Genomic DNA, 17,071 nt, shown 5'->3' with positions numbered 1-17,071 from the left:
AATGACCGAACACGGGACCACCCAAATCGAAGGCGAACTTCGAGAGGTTGCGATGCGCCGCCCTCACCTTCGGGACTACTTGAAGCGATTCAAGCAGTTTACGGGTGAGTTCCCAAAACTCATCGACGAACCGTCCGGTGAGTGGGAAGCGGCCAAGCCGAACGTCATCTACCCGGCGGGCGGTCCTATCTACTGCCACATCTACGGCGATATCGGTCGGGATACGAAATACTACGCCATCGAACCGGACCTGAGTGACACGGAACAGGAGTTGTTCTGGAACGTCCGTAGCAAGATTCTCGAAAAGAGCGTCACCAAGCCCGCGCCGGAAAGCGAGTCGGAGTACGACGACAGAATCGAGGAACTGTTGCAGGATACGGTTCGAATCGGCGAAGGAAACGGGAGTATCTCGGCTCGAATCGGCAATTTCTCGCCAAAAACGCTCCAAAAGCGCATTCAAAACGCCTCCCCACAGGAGCTCGCACGACGGGTCAGTAGCATCTCCTACGGGGACGTGAAGACTGGAATCCAACTTCTCCGGGAGAACGACGTCGTAGAGGAGCTCATGGGCGTCACTGGCGTCGGGAAGTACCAGGTATCGGATCAGACCTACGAGAACATCCGGTATCGGTTGAACCGGGACATCGTCGGGTTCGGTCCGTTGGAACCGATCATGCGCGACCCCGCGAACGAGGACATTCACGTCATCGGCCCCCACGAGACGTACGTGGACCACGGAACGTACGGAATGCTCGGTACCACCGTGGACTTCGAGACGAACGACCGGTTCGACAACTGGCTTCGCAACATGGGCGAGCGGATCGGGGATCCCGTTTCCGACTCCGATCCCATCGTCGACTCGACGCTTCCCGACGGGTCGCGTATCAACATCATCTACAGCGACGACGTGAGTATCAAGGGGCCGAGCCTCACCATCCGTCAAAGCGAAGGGACGCCCCTCTCGGTCGCACAAATCACGAACTGGGGAACGCTGTCGCCGCAACTCGCCGCGTATCTCTGGCTCTGTCTGGAGAACGAACAGACGGTGTTCGTCGTCGGCGAGACGGCGTCGGGAAAAACGACGACCCTCAACTGTATCCTGTCGTTCATCCCTCGGGACAGCAAGATTTACACGGCCGAGGACACCGCCGAGGTGCTGCCACCGCACAACACGTGGCAACAGCTCCTCACGCGTGAGGGAAAGAGCGAAGCCAGCGCCGACGTGGACATGTTCGACCTCGTCGCCGCCGCGCTACGTTCACGCCCCGACTACATCATCGTCGGGGAGGTTCGTGGTGCGGAAGGTCGAATGGCGTTTCAGGCCGCACAGACCGGTCACCCGGTGATGCTCACCTTCCACGCCAGCGACATCGTTTCGATGATTCAGCGGTTTACCGGCGACCCCATCAACGTCCCCGAGACGTTCATGGACAACGCCGACGTTGCGCTGTTCCAGAACCGGGTCAAACAGGGGGATACAGTCCTGCGCCGCGTGACGAGCGTGCAGGAAATCGAGGGATATTCCAAGGACATGGGCGGTGTGGTCACGCGCCAGGCGTTCTACTGGGACCCGGTCGAGGACGAGATCGTCTTCCAAGGGATGAACAACTCCTACGTATTGGAAGAACAGATAGCGACGCTCCTCGGCTACAAGAACACCCGCGACATCTACCAAGATCTCGATTTCCGGGCACGGATCATGGAGCGGATGATAGAAGAGAACATCCTCGGCTACCACGAGGTGAACGAAGTCATCGAAGCCTTCCATCGCGATGGCGTCGATGGGCTTCCGTTCAACGTCCATCGGTCGATCTGATATGGCGGAGGCAGAAGCACAGCAAACGGACGCGAAACAGCTCCTGAGCGCTGCTGCCTCCTCAACCATCGAAGCTTACCATCAGATGGAGATGCCGATGTTGCGGTACGTCGGCTTCGTTATCGTTCCGTCGATACTGTTTTTCCTCGGCAGTCTCGCGCTCGTCTTTACCGTCGACCTGCCGTTTATCATCGCACTGCCGGTTCCGCTCCTCGGTGCACTCTGTCTGGTGACGGCGATACTCTACCCGAAACTGCTCCGGGACCGTCGCCGCAAGCAGATAGAGGACAGACTTCACCTGTTCATCACGCACATGACCGTCCTCTCGACGGCGAACATGGACCGCGTGCAAGTGTTCCGCATCCTCTCGAAGGAACCGGAGTACAAGGAACTCGCGCTGGAAATGCAGCGGGTCGTTCAACTCGTCGACACGTGGAACCAGAGTTTGGACGACGCTCTCCAGATTCGAGCGAAGAAGGTCCCGAGCAAGCCGCTTTCGGACTTCTTCGACCGCCTCGCGTACACCATCGGCGCGGGCGGAGAGATTCAGGATTTCCTGCTCTCGGAACAGGACGTGGTGATTCAGAACTACGTCACCATCTACGAAGGGTCGCTACGCAACCTCGAAGTGATGAAGGACCTCTATCTGTCGATGATTCTCTCCGTCACGTTCGCACTCGTGTTCGCGACGGTGCTTCCCATCCTCACGGGAACCAACCCGACGATGACGGTCAGCGCGGTCGTCGTCATGTTCGCGTTCGTGCAGATGGGGTTTCTGTTCATGATACAGACGACGGCCCCCTACGACCCGGTCTGGTACCACCCCGACGAGAAAGGGCGGACGGATTCCGAGCGCAAAGTTCGAATCAGCGTCATCGTCGGCATCGTGCTGACCGTCGCCGCCATCGTGGTCTGTCTCCTCGTCCTCCTCGGACGTACGTCGGTCGACCCCAGTTCGATACCGCTCCCCATCTTTGCGGCGTTGCCGACGACGCCGCTCGTGTTACCCGGGCTTGTCGTCCGTCGGGAGGAGCGAAAGGTGAAAGAGCGCGACGAGGAGTTCACGAGTTTCATCCGTGCGCTCGGCGCGAGCGAGACGGCAAAACAGAGCACGACCTCGCGCGTTCTCGAAACCCTCCGAAAGAAGGATTTCGGCGCGCTGTCGCCGGATATCGACGACCTGTTCAAACGGTTGAGCATGCGAATCGAATCGGAACTCGCGTGGCGACATTTCACCGCCGACGCTCGCTCGTACCTCATCCAGAAGTTCAGCGAGATGTACCTCATCGGCAGACAGATGGGTGGTGAACCGAAACATCTCGGCGAACTCATCAGCGGAAACATGAACGAGGTCATGCAGTTACGCGAGCAGCGCGAACAGTCCACGATGACGCTCATCGGCGTCCTCTACGGGATTACCGCCGCATCCACGTTCGCGTTCTTCATCGGCCTCGAAATCGTTAACATCCTCTCGGGGATGTCCGTCGGCCTGAACACCCCGCAGTTCAACTTCGGGACGCTGATTCACACCGGCGTGTACAACAACATCATGATAGAGTACCTCCTCGTCATCATCATTCTGTTAAATTCGGTGCTCTCCTCGCTCATGATTCGAATCGTGGACGGCGGGCACAAGGTGAACGCATACATGCATTTCGTCCTTCTGACGTGGGTCAGCGGCGTCATCGCATGGGTCACTCGCATCGTCGTGGGGACGTTCTTGAACGTATGAGATAGTTACTTATGAGTTTAGACAGAACACGAAAACGAAAGCGGACCGTGGAGCAACGCCATGTCTGAGAAAGCCATCGCCGACTTCGTCGCACGCTACAGCCTCGATACGGAACCGTCGCCAGAACCGGTTCGCGGTCGAATCATCCTGAGTCAAAAACGGCTCGTTTTGGCGGAAAGCGGATCGAAGACGACGATTCCACTCCACAGGATATTCGACATCTCGGTTGGACACGTCCCGTCCGAACTGGAAGGGTTCTTTCAGGACACCATCACGGTGGCCTTCGAGGGGGACGATGGTCGCCACACGGCAGTCATCGAGGCAAAAAACGACAGCGTCGGGAAGTTCAAAGTGTTCCTCTTCAAGGCCATTCTGAGCGGTACTCCCGTTACCGTGAAACACCCAGCGCGTGTCGGCGGACGCGTGATGGGTGAACGGTTCGAAACCGGAAAGCTTCGCATCCAACCCGGGAAAGTCGAGTTCCTCGGGATTCCCGATCCGTTCGTCGTCGACCTCTCCGGAGTGAGCTACTTCCAAAAACAGAACCGGGACGTCGGCGGACAGTCGCGAACCGTCGTTGCGATTCGGCACAACGACGATGGGCAGACCGTCACCTCCGAATTCGTCGTCGCTACCGAACGCAAACTGAACCACCTCGGTCGCTATCTCCGACTGGAGTATGCAGAAATCTCCCAGCGTGCAGAACGTATCGACGTCACCGAGCAGGAGATGGAGGCCCTCGTCGCCATCTACTCCGGCGCGAACAGCGGCAACCTCGCCGGGGCGCTCGGAATCGATGCCGGGAGCGCCGCGATGGTCCTCACCGAAATCGAGAAGAAAGAACTGGTGAACCCCGGAAACGACGGCCTGTCACTGACCGCCCCCGGGAAGATGCTGGTCAGCGACCGCATCGAGAAAGTCAACACCTGAGTCGGAACGGGGACCTCTCCGCAGTTCCAGCACGTCTGCGACGGACGTTGTCATTCATCGCTTTCGACCATGATGACCGTCGAAATCACCGATGGTGAACCCGATGTAACGCTACACGAAGCATAACAGACGAACGGGATTCGGTACGGCTACTTTTCGCTGATTGACTCGCTGGCGATGTTCCGTCCGCGCGTCTTCAGGCTCACTTCACGGCGCTTCCTGACCTCCTCCAGTACGTCGAGTTCGATGAGTCGTTCGAATATCTCCTCCACTTTGTCCACGTCCATGCCGAGGAAGTCGGGGATCTCGAACGCGGAAACGCCGGTGTACAGCGCCATCAACACCTCCTTTTCGGTCTCCGACAACTCCGCACCGGATTTACTCTGTTGTTCGCCCTTCGAAAAGAGCGACCCGAGGAGGGAACAGCGACGGGACTTCCCGGAGATGTACGTCTGGATGCTGGTGCTTCCTTCCGAATGCTCGACTTCGAGGACGGTCCGGGTCTCCCCCTCGACGGTCCGCTTGGCAGTGTCGACCTGTCCGATGTCGTCGAGTTCGAGTTGAATGAAGATTCCGCTGGCGACGGCGATACCGACCTCGCCGACTTCCACTTTCACCCGAGCCCGCTCCCAGTCAGTGTTCTGTACCACTCCGCCCTTGACGGCAGGATGCTTCACCAGGATCATCGACTGGTTCAACATCGCTCCGTACAGTTTCGCCTCGAACTCGTCTATCTCCAACTGCGACGAGACGAGAAAGACGTCGCCGTCGAACTCCAGGCTGATGTAGTCGGAAACGCTGGCGACCGATTGGTTCACGTCGTATCGGCCGCTCATGCCGTTGATCTTCGACAACGGAATCGTTCGTTTACCGCCGTTTCCGGCGAGGATGAGCCGTCGGTTCGATAGCAGAACGCGGCCGCTCGTCCAAGCGGCGTCCTTCAGCTTGTGGCCGCCTTTCATCGCTTGGAGGAACTTCCCCCGCGTGTCCGTTATTTTGTATTCGCCTTCACTCATGAGTGAGAGAGATGGAAATCGTGTCCGTCAGTTCGAGCCCGATGTGAGGTCGCCGACGCGGTCGGCGAGTTCGCTTATCGCGGTGGTCTGTTCCATCGTCGCGCCGACGATATCCTCCGTGGCGGATTCGACCTCTTTGGTCGTATCGCGCACGTCCTCGACGGTCGCCATGACCTGTTCGACGTTGGCTGCCTGTTCGTCGTTCGCCTCCGCGACTTCGGTGACGCCGGTTGCGGCCTCGTCCACGGCATCCGCGATCTCTTCGAGGGCGATGAGGGCGTCCTCGATTTCCTTACCTGCGTACCGCACCTGCTGGTTCGACTCCTCGACCGCGACGACCGTCTCGTTGGCCTGCGACTGGATGTCTTCGATTCGACCGGCGATCTCCTCGGTGTGTTCTCTGGTCTGGTTGGCCAGTTCCTTCACCTCGTCCGCGACGACTTCGAAGCCGCTGCCGGCATCGCCCGCCCGCGCAGCCTCGATGTTCGCGTTCAATGCGAGGAGGTTCGTCTGATCTGCGACCTCCGCGATGACTTCGATGACCCCTTCGATTTCGGTCATCTGTGATTCGAGCTCCGTCACGGTTTCCACGAGGTCGTCGCTCATTTCGATGACGTCGTCCGTCGCCTCGCGTGCGCCCTCGCTGGAGTCAAGACCCGTATCAGCGGCGGCTTTCGCCTGTTCCGCCGCGGATGCGACTTGATCGGAACTCGCGGCGACTTCCTGCATGCTCGCACTGAAATTCTCCATCTCGTTGGCGACGATGGACAGGAGCTCCGTCTGTTTGTCCACCCGCTGTTCGATGGTATGAGCGGACCCGGAGGCTTGGTCGACGGATTCGGCGAGTTCGGACGCCTGTTCTTCCACCCGTTGAGCGAGGAGTTCGAAACGCTCCCCCATGTCATTCACCTGGTCGACAACGGAGATGAGTCGATCGTCGACAGCGTCGTGTTCGTCCGCGAAGTCGGCCCGTGCCGACAGGTCGCCGCTGCGCATCGCGGTGAGTGTCGTTCCGAGTTCCTCGACCAATCCCGCCACGCTCTCGTGGCGACGAACGTCCTCGGTACGGTCGTTTACCGTTTCGACCACCGCGATGAGTTCACCGTCTTGATGGAGCGGTTTGGCGGAGAAGTCTATTTCTCGCTCCTCTCCCTGGTAATCCACCATGTGACTGCTGTCGCGGTAGAGATGGTGGTCGTCCGCATCCTGTTCGATGTCGAACGAGAGGTGCGTGTTCTGGGGTGCTTCGAGTATTTTGTCCGCGAGCGTCTTGCCACGACGGCCATCGGGATAGAACGCAACGCTGGCTTCCGTCGAACCGATGGCTTCCGAACGCGGCGTGCCGGTGAGTTCCTCGATAGAACTGTTCCATGCCACGATTTCGTGATTCACATCGAGCATGAACACGGGAACGCCGATGCCGTCGAGGAGCGCCTCGTCGTCGACGTTGAGTTCGTCTTCGTCCTCATCGCCCACCGCGCCCGACAGCGCGGCTTCGTGTGCTTTCAGGCCGCCTTGTATCCCCGACATTCCGGACCGCATCGCGTCGATGAGGTCCGATTCCGCACGTTCGAGTTCGTCGGAAACCGCATCGTTCCCATCCCCGAGTCTGTGGTCGAGTCGGTCGAAGGCCGCCTCCACCATCGCTTCGAACGCCACGCCGTACGTGGCGGCAAACGCCGCGCTCGGGACGTTTTCGTCCGCGTGTTCGCGTCCGAGCTGGGGAGCGTCCGCGATCGACCCTTCGGTGTTCGAGAAAAGTCCATTGAGATGCTCGATTTGTGACGAACGCAAATCGTTGGTGGCGCCGGTCCCACCATATACGTCCGCGATCGTATCTGTCGATATTCTGTTCTTACTTGAAACATCTACCTGACCTGTTTGTGTCCCTCCATCGAATTTGATACGTTTATGAGACTCACCGGACGTGTCGGGGTCGCGAATCAAACCCTTTAAAACCCGGATAAGTGGGTCCGTAACCATTGTTGCCGAATCAAGACACCAAACGGATATAAAACTTTAGTAAAATCTCAAAATAGATAACTCGTATGCCATGATATATGACACATATCCGAATTATGCTCGACCACCGAGCTTCGAGAGTGCCGAAAACGCGCGCTTTCTGACCTCGTCGTCGTCGGTCGTGTCCACCAGCGTATCGAGCCGTTCGCGTGAGCGTTCGCCGCCCACCTTTCCGAGTCCGAAGGCGGCCATCGCCTGTGCATCCGTCGTCGCCTCGGGGTCCGAGAGGACTTCCAACAGCGCTGTTTCGACCGATTCGCCCCCGATGGCCGCGAGGCTCGTCACCGCGAACTGCGCGGTCATTCCATCCTCGGCATCCAAAACACCGACGAGCGTTTCGATGGCCTCCCATCGGTGTTTCGTGCCCGTCACTCGCCCGAGTAGCCACGTCGCGTTCCGGCGCTGATGGGCTTGTGATCCTTCCCGGATGATGTCGACGAGCGAGCTGACGACGACGTGATGGTCGCTCGTACTCAGCTTCTGAACCATCGTCTCTCGAAGTTCGTGACTCTTCTCCGGCGGGACGTTGGAGAGAAGTTCGATCAGCGAGAATACGGCGGCCTTCCGAACTGCCTCGGATTTGTCGCCCAGCAGGCCGACGAGCGCATCGAGGGGTTTTGCACTGCTGAAGTTCCCGAGCGATCCGGCGGTAATCCGTCGCACGGCCTCCGCCGGGTCGTCGAGCATCCCGAGGAGTACGGAAAGTGCCTCCTCACCCTGCATTCGGCCCAGTGCTTCGGCGGTTTCCCTACGAACGTCGACCTCCTCGTCGGTTCGCCGCTCCGCGAGATGCGACACGGCCCGTTTGTCTTCGAGCCGACCCAATGCACGGGCTACGCGGGCACGGACTCGCGGGTCCTCGTCGGACAGTTGGCGGATCAAGTTCTCCGTCGCCGAGCGACTACCGATCCGACCGAGTACGTTCGCTGCCGCCATGCGAAGCTCGGGCTGTGGGGAAGTGAGCGCGTCGGTGAGCTCTTCAGCCCGTGCCCATTCCGCTCTGCTCCCATGTACCTCCTCGCCGACGATCGCGGCGATGAGCTGTTCGACGGCCTCGCGTTGGTCGAGTGCGTCGATAGCGGCCGCTCGAACCGCACCGTTCGAATCGCCCTGTGCGGCCGTGGTCAGTGAATCAACGACTTCATCGTCCGGGACGTCGAGGTCGCCAAGGATTTCCGCGGCTCGCTGTCGGACGGTGTCGTTGCTGCTCTCGGTGAGCAACTTGACGAGGCGTTCCGCGTCTGCCTCTTTTTCGAGAGTGAACAGCGATGTCACGAGTTTGACTTACGCTGCTGAATGAAAAATCTACCTTTCCGACAAAGACCGGACTCAAAGAGGGGTAGGTTGCACGTAAAAAGCGAAGAAGAAGTCGCTTAGACCGTCACCGCACTCTCTTGGGAGAGCGACTGCGGGACGTTCACGCGGTAGAGGGTGACGGCACCGTACTGCGTCGTGAGTCGGAGCTCGACGGTTTGGCCTTCTTCGAGTCCGTAGACGCTAGGGCCGGCGATTCCGCTGGCGTTCAGCGTGATGGTGAACCGGTCGTCTTGCCCGTTGAGGACGGGCACCGAATCGTCTTCGTCCTTGATCGATGAGACGTTGAACTGGGTCGCGTTGGCGTTGGTTCCGTCCACGAGCGTCTTCGCCTTGTTCGGGCCGATCCACTCGATGGTGGCCGTCGAGAGGTTGATGTCGTCCGAACCGGAGCCACGCATCACCGTCAGGTTGATTTCGTCCACGTACTCCTTTCCGGTCGCACTATAGGATCCGGTACCGTCGAGCGTCGTGACGTTTCCGAAGCCGGAAACGACCTGCACGCGGTTGGAAACTTGTGCGGTACTGTCCTGCCCCGTCTGTTCGGATTTCGATTGGAGGAAGCCCGCCGTGTTGATGAGGACACCGGCCGCGATGGCGGCGACCAGTACCATCGCGATGAACACGATGAGCGTTCCGATACCGACCTGACCTCGATTGTTGAGGCGCTGTTGAATTGCGTCTTTCATGATTTCTCACTTCATGTCCGCATCCATATGTATCATGGACCGGACCCTATGCGGAACGAATCAAAGGATTGTATTAAAGTTACGTATCCAATTATCAGGCCTGATATCTGAGTTATATGGCTTCACACAGCAGAATACGTCCTAATCGGATTCTGTATTCGGAGCACTATTATCGAGAAGTATCATCTTCCTATAATTGAAAATATTATGAAGACGAATCCGACGCTCGAAAAGAGATAGTTAACCGACAGCAACAGCCGAATCGATTCGAAATCGGAAACGAACGCGCTGACGGTCGTCGCAATGGCCGCCGCGACGACGAGAACGAACCCGATGGAGAGATGAAAAAAGGTCCGTCGGCCCGTTCGACGGTACGCGCGAACCGCAAACGCGACCATCGATAGCCCGGCAACGGCGAGTGAGACGCTGAAAACACCGTAGAGGAGTTCTATCGTTTGCATCCTAGCGCTCCTTTAGGTCCCGCCACACATCGACCAGCGCGTTTTCCACGTCCGGTCGGTCCTCGATGGAAACGTCGATGCCGTCGCTCTGGAACGAAATCGCAACGGCATCGATATCCCGTCGGTACACTTTCGTTCGACGCCCCTCGTTCGAAAATTCACGACCGCTCAGTTCGAGGAGGTTCGCGTCTGTGAGTTCTTCGATTCGTCGGTAACTCGTCGCTATCGGAATACCGAGTTCGTCGCTCAGTTCCTGTGCGGATTTCGGCTCGTGTGTTGCATCGAGGATTTCGGCGTTGTATTTGTTGCCGAGTACTCGCAGCAGTTCCACAGACCCCATCGGTTATCGACTTTGATAATCAGACCATAAAAAGATATCGCCACAACCGTATCAGAAACTTAGTACGAAAGAATTCGAATTGTAGAGAAGTGATTTCAACGGGAATAGAATATTCCCGATAGAGAGGCTGGCGGAACAGTAAAGTGAACTCCCACGGGAGAACCAATCATGTCAAAGAACGGTTCTCCGTTGCAGGTGTTGGTCTTCCGGCTCGAGGACAAGCGGTACTGTATCGATATCGCACACATCGACGAGATCGTCGACCGGCACGAGTTGACGAAACTTCCCGATTCGAAACCACACGTCGAGGGTGTCATGGACCTCCGCGGAACCACGACGACGATCGTCAACCCGAAGACGGTCCTGGGACTGACCGATTCGGGAACCGGGAACCGCGTTATCGTATTCGAGACGGAGGACGAACGGAGCATCGGTTGGGTCATCGACGAAGTGAATCAGGTCGTCAGTTTGGACGACGTCGAGGTCGATGAGTCGGTCGAGAGCCAATCGGTCCACGGCGTCGTTCGACAGGACGACGACCTCGTCATCTGGGTAAAACCGTCGGCCATCAACGTCTGAAACGACGGTTCGACAACTACATCGGTTTCGATGGTCGATTCGCCCCGTTATTTTGTCGTCGCTTCCCCGATGGGTGCGTCGTTTGAAGATGATAGTACTTCGATATAATCGGCGGAGCGATAGCGACGTTAGTTTCATCGTTCGTCGTCCGGAAGTAGTGAAATCGTAACGGCGGATTCCGACACTTCTTCGAAGCGTATCGCCGGAGCGTTCGACTTTCCTCCCGAGAATATCGATCGAAGGTACGACCGTCTTGGCAAACCCTAAGACGATCCTTCGACGTTGTCAGTAGGCGTATAACAAAGAGGCAAAGCGGGTATTCGTAGTTACCGTTCAACCCCGAGACCTGAGACGTCCGAGGGTGCTGAACACAGCGGAGGCGAGTTACCTATGAGATTCCCGAACGCTAGACGGACAACCTATCGAAGTCGTATCGTCCACCGGAACAACCACCAGCTATCGCTTCGTCGTCAATGAGTGACAAGAACTCTTTGGAGGTAGTGGACTGATGTGTGGCATCATCGCCCGAGTCGGCGAAACGGAAGAGGCCGTGGACGAGTTGCTCGTCGGCCTCGAAAACCTCGAATATCGGGGTTATGACTCGGCAGGACTAGCCGTCAAAAACGGCAGCGGCCCGTCGGTCTTCAAGCGTGAAGGGCAGATTTCGCACCTGAAGGATATGCTGATCGACGAAGTGCCGGCGGGCGGACTCGGTATCGGTCACACCCGCTGGAGCACGCACGGCCCGCCGACCGACGCGAACGCCCATCCCCATACCGGCTGTTCGGAGGAGGTCGCCGTCGTTCACAACGGCATCATCGAGAACTACGAAGCGCTCCGAACGGAGCTTTCGGAGCGGGGTCATCGCTTCGAAAGCGACACCGACACCGAGGTCATTCCGCATCTCGTCGAGGAACACCTCGACCGGGGAGCGACGCCCGAAGAAGCGTTCCGGCGGACGGTCCGTCGGCTTTCCGGTAGTTACGCCGTCGCCATGCTGGTCGAAGGAAGCGACGCGGTGTACGCGACCCGGTCGGGGTCGCCGTTAGTCCTCGGCATCGAGGAAGGCACGTACTTCCTCGCGAGCGACGTTCCCGCGTTCTTGGATTTCACCGACGAGGTGATATTCCTCGACGACGGGGACGTCGTCGTCATCGAAGCCGGGCACCACGAGATAACGAAACTCGATGGGACGCCGATCGAACGACCGACGCAGACGGTCGATTGGGACCCGCAGGACGCCGGGAAAGGCGGCTACGAACACTACATGCTCAAGGAGATTCACGAGCAACCGGCGGCGCTCCGCCAGACGCTCCGCGGACGTGTCCAACACATCACCGGAGACGTCTCCCTCGAAGATTTCCCTGCGGGAACGTTCGAAGAGGTTCGGCGCGTCCAGTTCGTCGCCTGCGGGACCTCCTATCACGCCGGGCTCGCCGGGAGCCATTTCATGGAACGTCGTGGCGTGCCGACACAGACGTTCCTCGCCAGCGAGTACGCCGTCTCGCCGCCGCCGGTGGACGAGAATACCCTCGTCATCGGCGTCACACAGAGCGGTGAAACGGCGGATACACTGTCCGCTCTTCGGCGGGCGAGCGCGGGTGGGGCACGGACCCTCGCGGTGACGAACGTCATCGGGTCGACCGCCGCACGGGAGTGCGACGACGCGCTCTTCATCCGCGCCGGTCCCGAAATCGGCGTGGCCGCCACGAAGACGTTCTCCTCGCAACTCGCGTCGCTGTCCCTCCTCGGCGAGCGGATCGTCCGGGACACGACCGGCCACCGAAGCGAGAACATCGAGACGGTGTTGTCCGCGTTCGCCGACTTGCCGGACCACGTCCAGCAGATATTGGACTTCACGAAGGCCCATCGTATCGCGAAACGGTACCACGACAGCGACGCCTACTTCTTCATCGGCCGAGGGACTGCCTTCCCCGTCGCGCTGGAAGGGGCGCTCAAGTTCAAGGAGATCTCCTACGAACACGCCGAGGGCTTCGCGTCCGGGGAGCTGAAACACGGCCCACTGGCGCTGGTGACGCCGACGACGCCGGTCATCGCGGTGTTCGACGGTCGTCACGACGAAAAGACGCTGAGCAACGTCAAGGAAGTGGAGGCTCGCGGCGCACCGGTCATCGCGGTCGCGAGCGACGCGAACGAGGCGGTCGTCCAGCACGCGGACGACGTGCTGACGATTCCCGACACCCACCCCGACGTGGCGGGAATCCTCGCCAACGTACAACTCCAACTCCTGTCGTATCACGCCGCCGAGCTCCTCGACAGACCCATCGACAAACCACGCAATCTAGCGAAGAGCGTGACTGTCGAATGACGCGACCGGGTAATCGTCGCTTACCCACCAGAACGAAACTGAACGGTCGGCGCGGTTTAATCGCTTTCCGACCGCATTTTTGCCGGACATGAACGCCGTCGTCCTCTCTCTCGACGCTGAACTCGCATGGGGATATCACGACCTCGAAGAGATACCGGAACACGTCGAGAGTGCGCGAACGTCTTGGTCGCGGCTCGTCGCACTGTTCGACGAGTTTAACGTTCCCGCGACGTGGGCCGTGGTCGGACATCTCTTCCTCGAATCGTGCGACGGCACACACGCGAATCATCCGGGACCGAGGGACGACTGGTTCGACCGTGATCCGGGCGGCGTCGGGAAACAACATCCGCTCTGGTTTAACGACGGACTCATCGATGCCATCGTCGATGCCGACGCGAACCACGAACTCGGCTGTCATACGTTCTCCCACGTGGAGTTCGGCGACGAGCAGACGGACCGTGAAGTCGCCGTCGCCGAAGCGCGAGCGGGGTTGGAAGTGGCGGACGATGCGGGATACACCCTCCAGTCGTTCGTCTTTCCCCGGAACAACATCGGACATCGGGACGTGCTCGCCGCCTACGGTTTCACCTGTTACCGCGGTGAGCGGCCGGAACTCTGGTACGACGGATCGCGATTCGATTCGCTCGGGAAGTTCATCGACCTGACCGTGAGCAAGACGAATCCGTCGCTCGTAGAACCCGAGCTCGACGAGTACGGGCTGGTGAACATCCCCGCTTCGATGTTCCTGTTCGGCTACGAAGGCCGTGCTCGAACCATCACCGAGCGACTGTGGGACGACCCGCTCACACGATCCGCAAAGCGAGGGATCGACCGCGCCGCCGACGCGGACGAGGGCGTGTTTCACCTCTGGATGCACCCGAACAACTTCACGGAGGAGCGTGATTTCGAGCGGCTACGAACCATCCTCGAACACCTCGCTGAACGTCGTGACGAGGCACGGATTCAGGTCCGAACGATGGGGGACATCGCGAGTGAAATCCGCGGTACCGACCCGGCGACGAAACGGACACCCATCGGTCCGCGATAACGGTCGGCCGGTCGTCGAGACGCGCGTTTTTCGGGTGTGAGTTCGCTGTACTTTCACTCGCCGCTCGAAGCTCCTTTCACGGCACTCCGTTTCGCATCCACCGACCGGTCACGCACGGCCATCACGTCGAATCGGCGGGGAAAATTTCGAGTAGACCGTGCCGGAATCACCGAAACCGGCCCATAACAAAGCGAATCCCGGTATTGGAACGGGTAGAGCCACGGGCAGGCGTTCTGCCCCGGCAACGATACTATGTCGATGGAAACTTCGAGCCCGGAGCGGGCGTTCGTCCTCGGACTGGATGGCGTCCCATGGGATTTGATTCGGCGATGGACTGGAGAGGGAAAGCTACCGAATTTCGCTCGGTTGCTCGAAGAGGGGGCCGCCGGGCCGCTCACGAGTACCACACCGGATGCGACACCGCTCGCGTGGCCGACCATTGCGACGGGAGTTTGGCCCGACAAGCACGGTCTGTACGGATTTCAGCACCTCGAAAAGGGCTACACGCACCGGATGAACACCAGCGCGGACGTTCGGCGACCGGAGCTGTGGGACATCATCTCGCCCGCCGTCGTCGGCAACGTTCCGATGACCTATCCCGCGAGCGACATCGACGGGTCGGTGGTCACGGGAATGATGACGCCGGAGATGGGCGAGGGATTCACGCAACCGCCCGAACTCGCGGACGAAATCGCTCGGGACATTCCCGACTATCGAATCGGGTTGTCGTGGGACGAGTACCGCGACCGCCCCGAGGAGTTCCGTGAGGAACTGTCCAAACTGCTCGACGCGCGGCGGACCCTGATGCGACGACTGATGGAGGAAGACTGGCGACTGTTCTTTTTCGTCTACACCGCGCCGGACCGCCTCCAGCACCTCATCTGGGAGGACGAGGCCCTCCTCGAACACTACCGCGAACTGGACGACATCCTCGGGGAAGTGATGGAGTACATCGAATCCCGCGAGGCGGTGCTGTTCGTCACCTCGGACCACGGCTTCGGCCCGATTTCGCGCTTCGTCTTCCTCAACACCCTCCTCGAACGCGAGAACCTGCTGACGCGAAAGGGGGGCAACGGCACGCGAGGGACGCTGGCCAAAATGGGACTGACGAAGGACCGAATCGAGGGGCTTATCGCCCGACTGGGCATCAACGAGAAGTCGCTCGTCGAACACCTCCCTCGACGACTGGTCGATTCGGTTGCGAGTCAGGTACCCGGAGACCACAACCTCTACGACGTCGATTTCGACGAGACGGTCGCGTTCGCCCACGGGTCGGGCAACGTCTACATCAACGACACCATGCGCTTTGACCCAGGCGTCGTCGCGCCGGAGGACGTCCCCGCCATCAAAGACGACCTCCGGACCCTGTTCGAGGGCCTGACCGACCCCGAAACCGAGGACGAGGCCTTGAACGTTCACGACGGCGACGAACTGTTCCCGACCGACCCCTACTCGCCGGACCTCGTGGTGAAAGGCGACGACGAGTACGAGACGGCGGTGTCGCTGACGCGCTCCGTGTTCGCCGACAGCGGGAGCAAAGTCGCCAGCCACCGCCCCGAGGGCATCTTCTTCGCGTGGGGGGCGAGCATCGAAGCCGAATCGACGCCCACCGACGCCACCGTGGCGGACGTGGCTCCGACGCTCCTCCACGCGCTGGACGAAGCGGTCCCGTCGGACGCCGACGGACGCGTTCTGAAGGAGATTTTCCATTCGCGGTCGAAGCCGGGTCGTCGCGCCGTCTCGCAGCGCGATTACGGCGAGGCGGGATCGTCGGATACCGTCGAAGCGGACTTCGACGACGTTGAGGATCGACTGCGCGGATTGGGGTATATGGAATGACGGAGACGCCGACTTCGACGTCGCAACCGGCGCTCCGCGACAGAACGATTCTCGTGACGGGCGGCGCGGGATTCGTCGGCAGTCACCTCGCCGAAAGCCTCGTCCGTGACAACGACGTTCGAATCCTCGACGACCTCTCCACCGGCGAGCGCGGCAACGTCCCGGCGGACGCGACGCTCATCGAGGGCGACGTCCGCGACCCGAAGACCGTCGAGGAAGCCATGACCGACGTCGATACCGTCTTTCACGAGGCTGCGCTGGTCAGCGTGTCCGAGTCGGTCGAACACCCGCTTCGAAGCCACGCCGTCACCGGAAGCGGCACGTTGGTCGTCCTCGACCAAGCACGGCGTGCGGACGCACGAGTTGTCCTCGCCTCCAGCGCTGCGGTGTACGGCCATCCCGACTCCGTGCCGGTCGTCGAAGCCGAGCACAAACGCCCCACTTCGCCGTACGGCATCGACAAACTGACCGCCGACCAGTACGCCCGCCGCTTTTCGGACCTCTACGGGCTGGAGACGGTCACGCTTCGGTACTTCAACGTCTACGGCCCGCGCCAGAATCCCGAGTACAGTGCGGTCGTCAGAACCTTCCTCGACCAAGCGAATCGAGGCGCGGACATCACCGTCGAGGGCGACGGCACCCAAACGCGCGACTTCGTTCACGTGGACGACGTGGTGCAGGCGAACTGCCGCGCCGCCACGACCGACCGAACCGGCGAAGCGTTCAACGTCGGAACGGGCGAGAGCGTCACGATTCGGGACCTCGCCGAGACGGTCCGGTCAGTCACCGACTCGTCTTCGGACATCGTCCACACGGACCCGAGGCCGGGCGACATCGACCACAGTAGGGCGGACGTAACGAAGGCCAGAACGGCGCTCGGATACGAACCGAACGTTTCGCTCACCGACGGGCTCGCGGAACTGGCGGACGGAACCGCGATCTGACCCGGTTCCCTG

14 protein-coding genes are annotated in these 17,071 nt (G+C 59.9%); 8 read left to right on the top strand and 6 right to left on the bottom strand.

The window, feature by feature from the left end; translation table 11 throughout:
- Window position 1: 1 nt before the first annotated feature.
- Genes LJF34_RS01055 through LJF34_RS01045 form a run of 3 tightly spaced genes read left to right on the top strand, consistent with a single transcriptional unit; the run spans window position 2 to window position 4,478 of the window.
- A complete protein-coding gene (locus LJF34_RS01055; RefSeq protein WP_231182782.1) occupies window positions 2-1,816 on the top strand; it encodes a type II/IV secretion system ATPase subunit in 1,815 nt (604 codons plus the stop codon).
- Between the two features lies 1 nt (window position 1,817).
- Window positions 1,818-3,548, top strand: coding sequence for an archaellar assembly protein FlaJ (gene flaJ / locus LJF34_RS01050; RefSeq protein ID WP_231182781.1), 1,731 nt, complete (start codon window positions 1,818-1,820; stop codon window positions 3,546-3,548).
- Between the two features lie 60 nt (window positions 3,549-3,608).
- On the top strand, window positions 3,609-4,478 hold the full coding sequence (locus LJF34_RS01045) for a CheF family chemotaxis protein (RefSeq protein WP_231182780.1): 870 nt from the start codon (window positions 3,609-3,611) through the stop codon (window positions 4,476-4,478).
- A 149-nt stretch (window positions 4,479-4,627) separates the two neighbouring features.
- On the opposite strand, the gene LJF34_RS01040 is transcribed toward LJF34_RS01045, so the two are convergent.
- The 6 genes from LJF34_RS01040 to LJF34_RS01015 form a co-directional block, all read right to left on the bottom strand.
- Window positions 4,628-5,494 (bottom strand): CheF family chemotaxis protein, encoded by an 867-nt coding sequence (locus LJF34_RS01040; RefSeq protein ID WP_231182779.1) that lies wholly within the window; start codon window positions 5,492-5,494, stop codon window positions 4,628-4,630.
- Between the two features lie 27 nt (window positions 5,495-5,521).
- Window positions 5,522-7,288 (bottom strand): methyl-accepting chemotaxis protein, encoded by a 1,767-nt coding sequence (locus LJF34_RS01035; RefSeq protein WP_231182778.1) that lies wholly within the window; start codon window positions 7,286-7,288, stop codon window positions 5,522-5,524.
- A 282-nt stretch (window positions 7,289-7,570) separates the two neighbouring features.
- On the bottom strand, window positions 7,571-8,791 hold the full coding sequence (locus LJF34_RS01030) for a HEAT repeat domain-containing protein (protein ID WP_231182777.1): 1,221 nt from the start codon (window positions 8,789-8,791) through the stop codon (window positions 7,571-7,573).
- 98 nt (window positions 8,792-8,889) lie between these two features.
- Window positions 8,890-9,519: an archaellin/type IV pilin N-terminal domain-containing protein gene (locus LJF34_RS01025; protein ID WP_231182776.1), complete on the bottom strand. Its 630-nt coding sequence runs from the start codon at window positions 9,517-9,519 to the stop codon at window positions 8,890-8,892.
- A gap of 182 nt (window positions 9,520-9,701) precedes the next feature.
- Window positions 9,702-9,980, bottom strand: coding sequence for a hypothetical protein (locus LJF34_RS01020; RefSeq protein ID WP_231182775.1), 279 nt, complete (start codon window positions 9,978-9,980; stop codon window positions 9,702-9,704).
- A 1-nt stretch (window position 9,981) separates the two neighbouring features.
- A complete protein-coding gene (locus LJF34_RS01015) occupies window positions 9,982-10,320 on the bottom strand; it encodes a helix-turn-helix domain-containing protein (RefSeq protein ID WP_231182774.1) in 339 nt (112 codons plus the stop codon).
- A 168-nt stretch (window positions 10,321-10,488) separates the two neighbouring features.
- On the opposite strand from LJF34_RS01015, the gene LJF34_RS01010 reads away from it, so the two are divergent.
- The 5 genes from LJF34_RS01010 to LJF34_RS00990 all read left to right on the top strand — a co-directional run bounded on the left by LJF34_RS01010 (window position 10,489) and on the right by LJF34_RS00990 (window position 17,059).
- The gene (locus tag LJF34_RS01010; protein WP_231182773.1) at window positions 10,489-10,899 is read left to right on the top strand and encodes a chemotaxis protein CheW; all 411 of its coding nucleotides are present in this window, start codon (window positions 10,489-10,491) and stop codon (window positions 10,897-10,899) included.
- Between the two features lie 508 nt (window positions 10,900-11,407).
- Window positions 11,408-13,228 (top strand): glutamine--fructose-6-phosphate transaminase (isomerizing), encoded by a 1,821-nt coding sequence (glmS, locus tag LJF34_RS01005; RefSeq protein ID WP_231182772.1) that lies wholly within the window; start codon window positions 11,408-11,410, stop codon window positions 13,226-13,228.
- 88 nt (window positions 13,229-13,316) lie between these two features.
- On the top strand, window positions 13,317-14,276 hold the full coding sequence (locus LJF34_RS01000) for a polysaccharide deacetylase family protein (RefSeq protein WP_231182771.1): 960 nt from the start codon (window positions 13,317-13,319) through the stop codon (window positions 14,274-14,276).
- Window positions 14,277-14,534: 258 nt separating this feature from the next.
- The gene (locus LJF34_RS00995; protein ID WP_231182770.1) at window positions 14,535-16,115 is read left to right on the top strand and encodes an alkaline phosphatase family protein; all 1,581 of its coding nucleotides are present in this window, start codon (window positions 14,535-14,537) and stop codon (window positions 16,113-16,115) included.
- The gene (locus tag LJF34_RS00990) at window positions 16,112-17,059 is read left to right on the top strand and encodes an NAD-dependent epimerase/dehydratase family protein (RefSeq protein ID WP_231182769.1); all 948 of its coding nucleotides are present in this window, start codon (window positions 16,112-16,114) and stop codon (window positions 17,057-17,059) included. The genes LJF34_RS00995 and LJF34_RS00990 overlap by 4 nt, the downstream gene beginning before the upstream one ends.
- Window positions 17,060-17,071 lie beyond the last annotated feature (12 nt).

Source organism: Haladaptatus sp. DYF46 (genome assembly GCF_021083305.1).
GTDB lineage: Archaea > Halobacteriota > Halobacteria > Halobacteriales > Haladaptataceae > Haladaptatus.
Note: the sequence above shows the minus strand (reverse complement) of the source record. Positions and strands in the feature narration are given on the sequence as shown.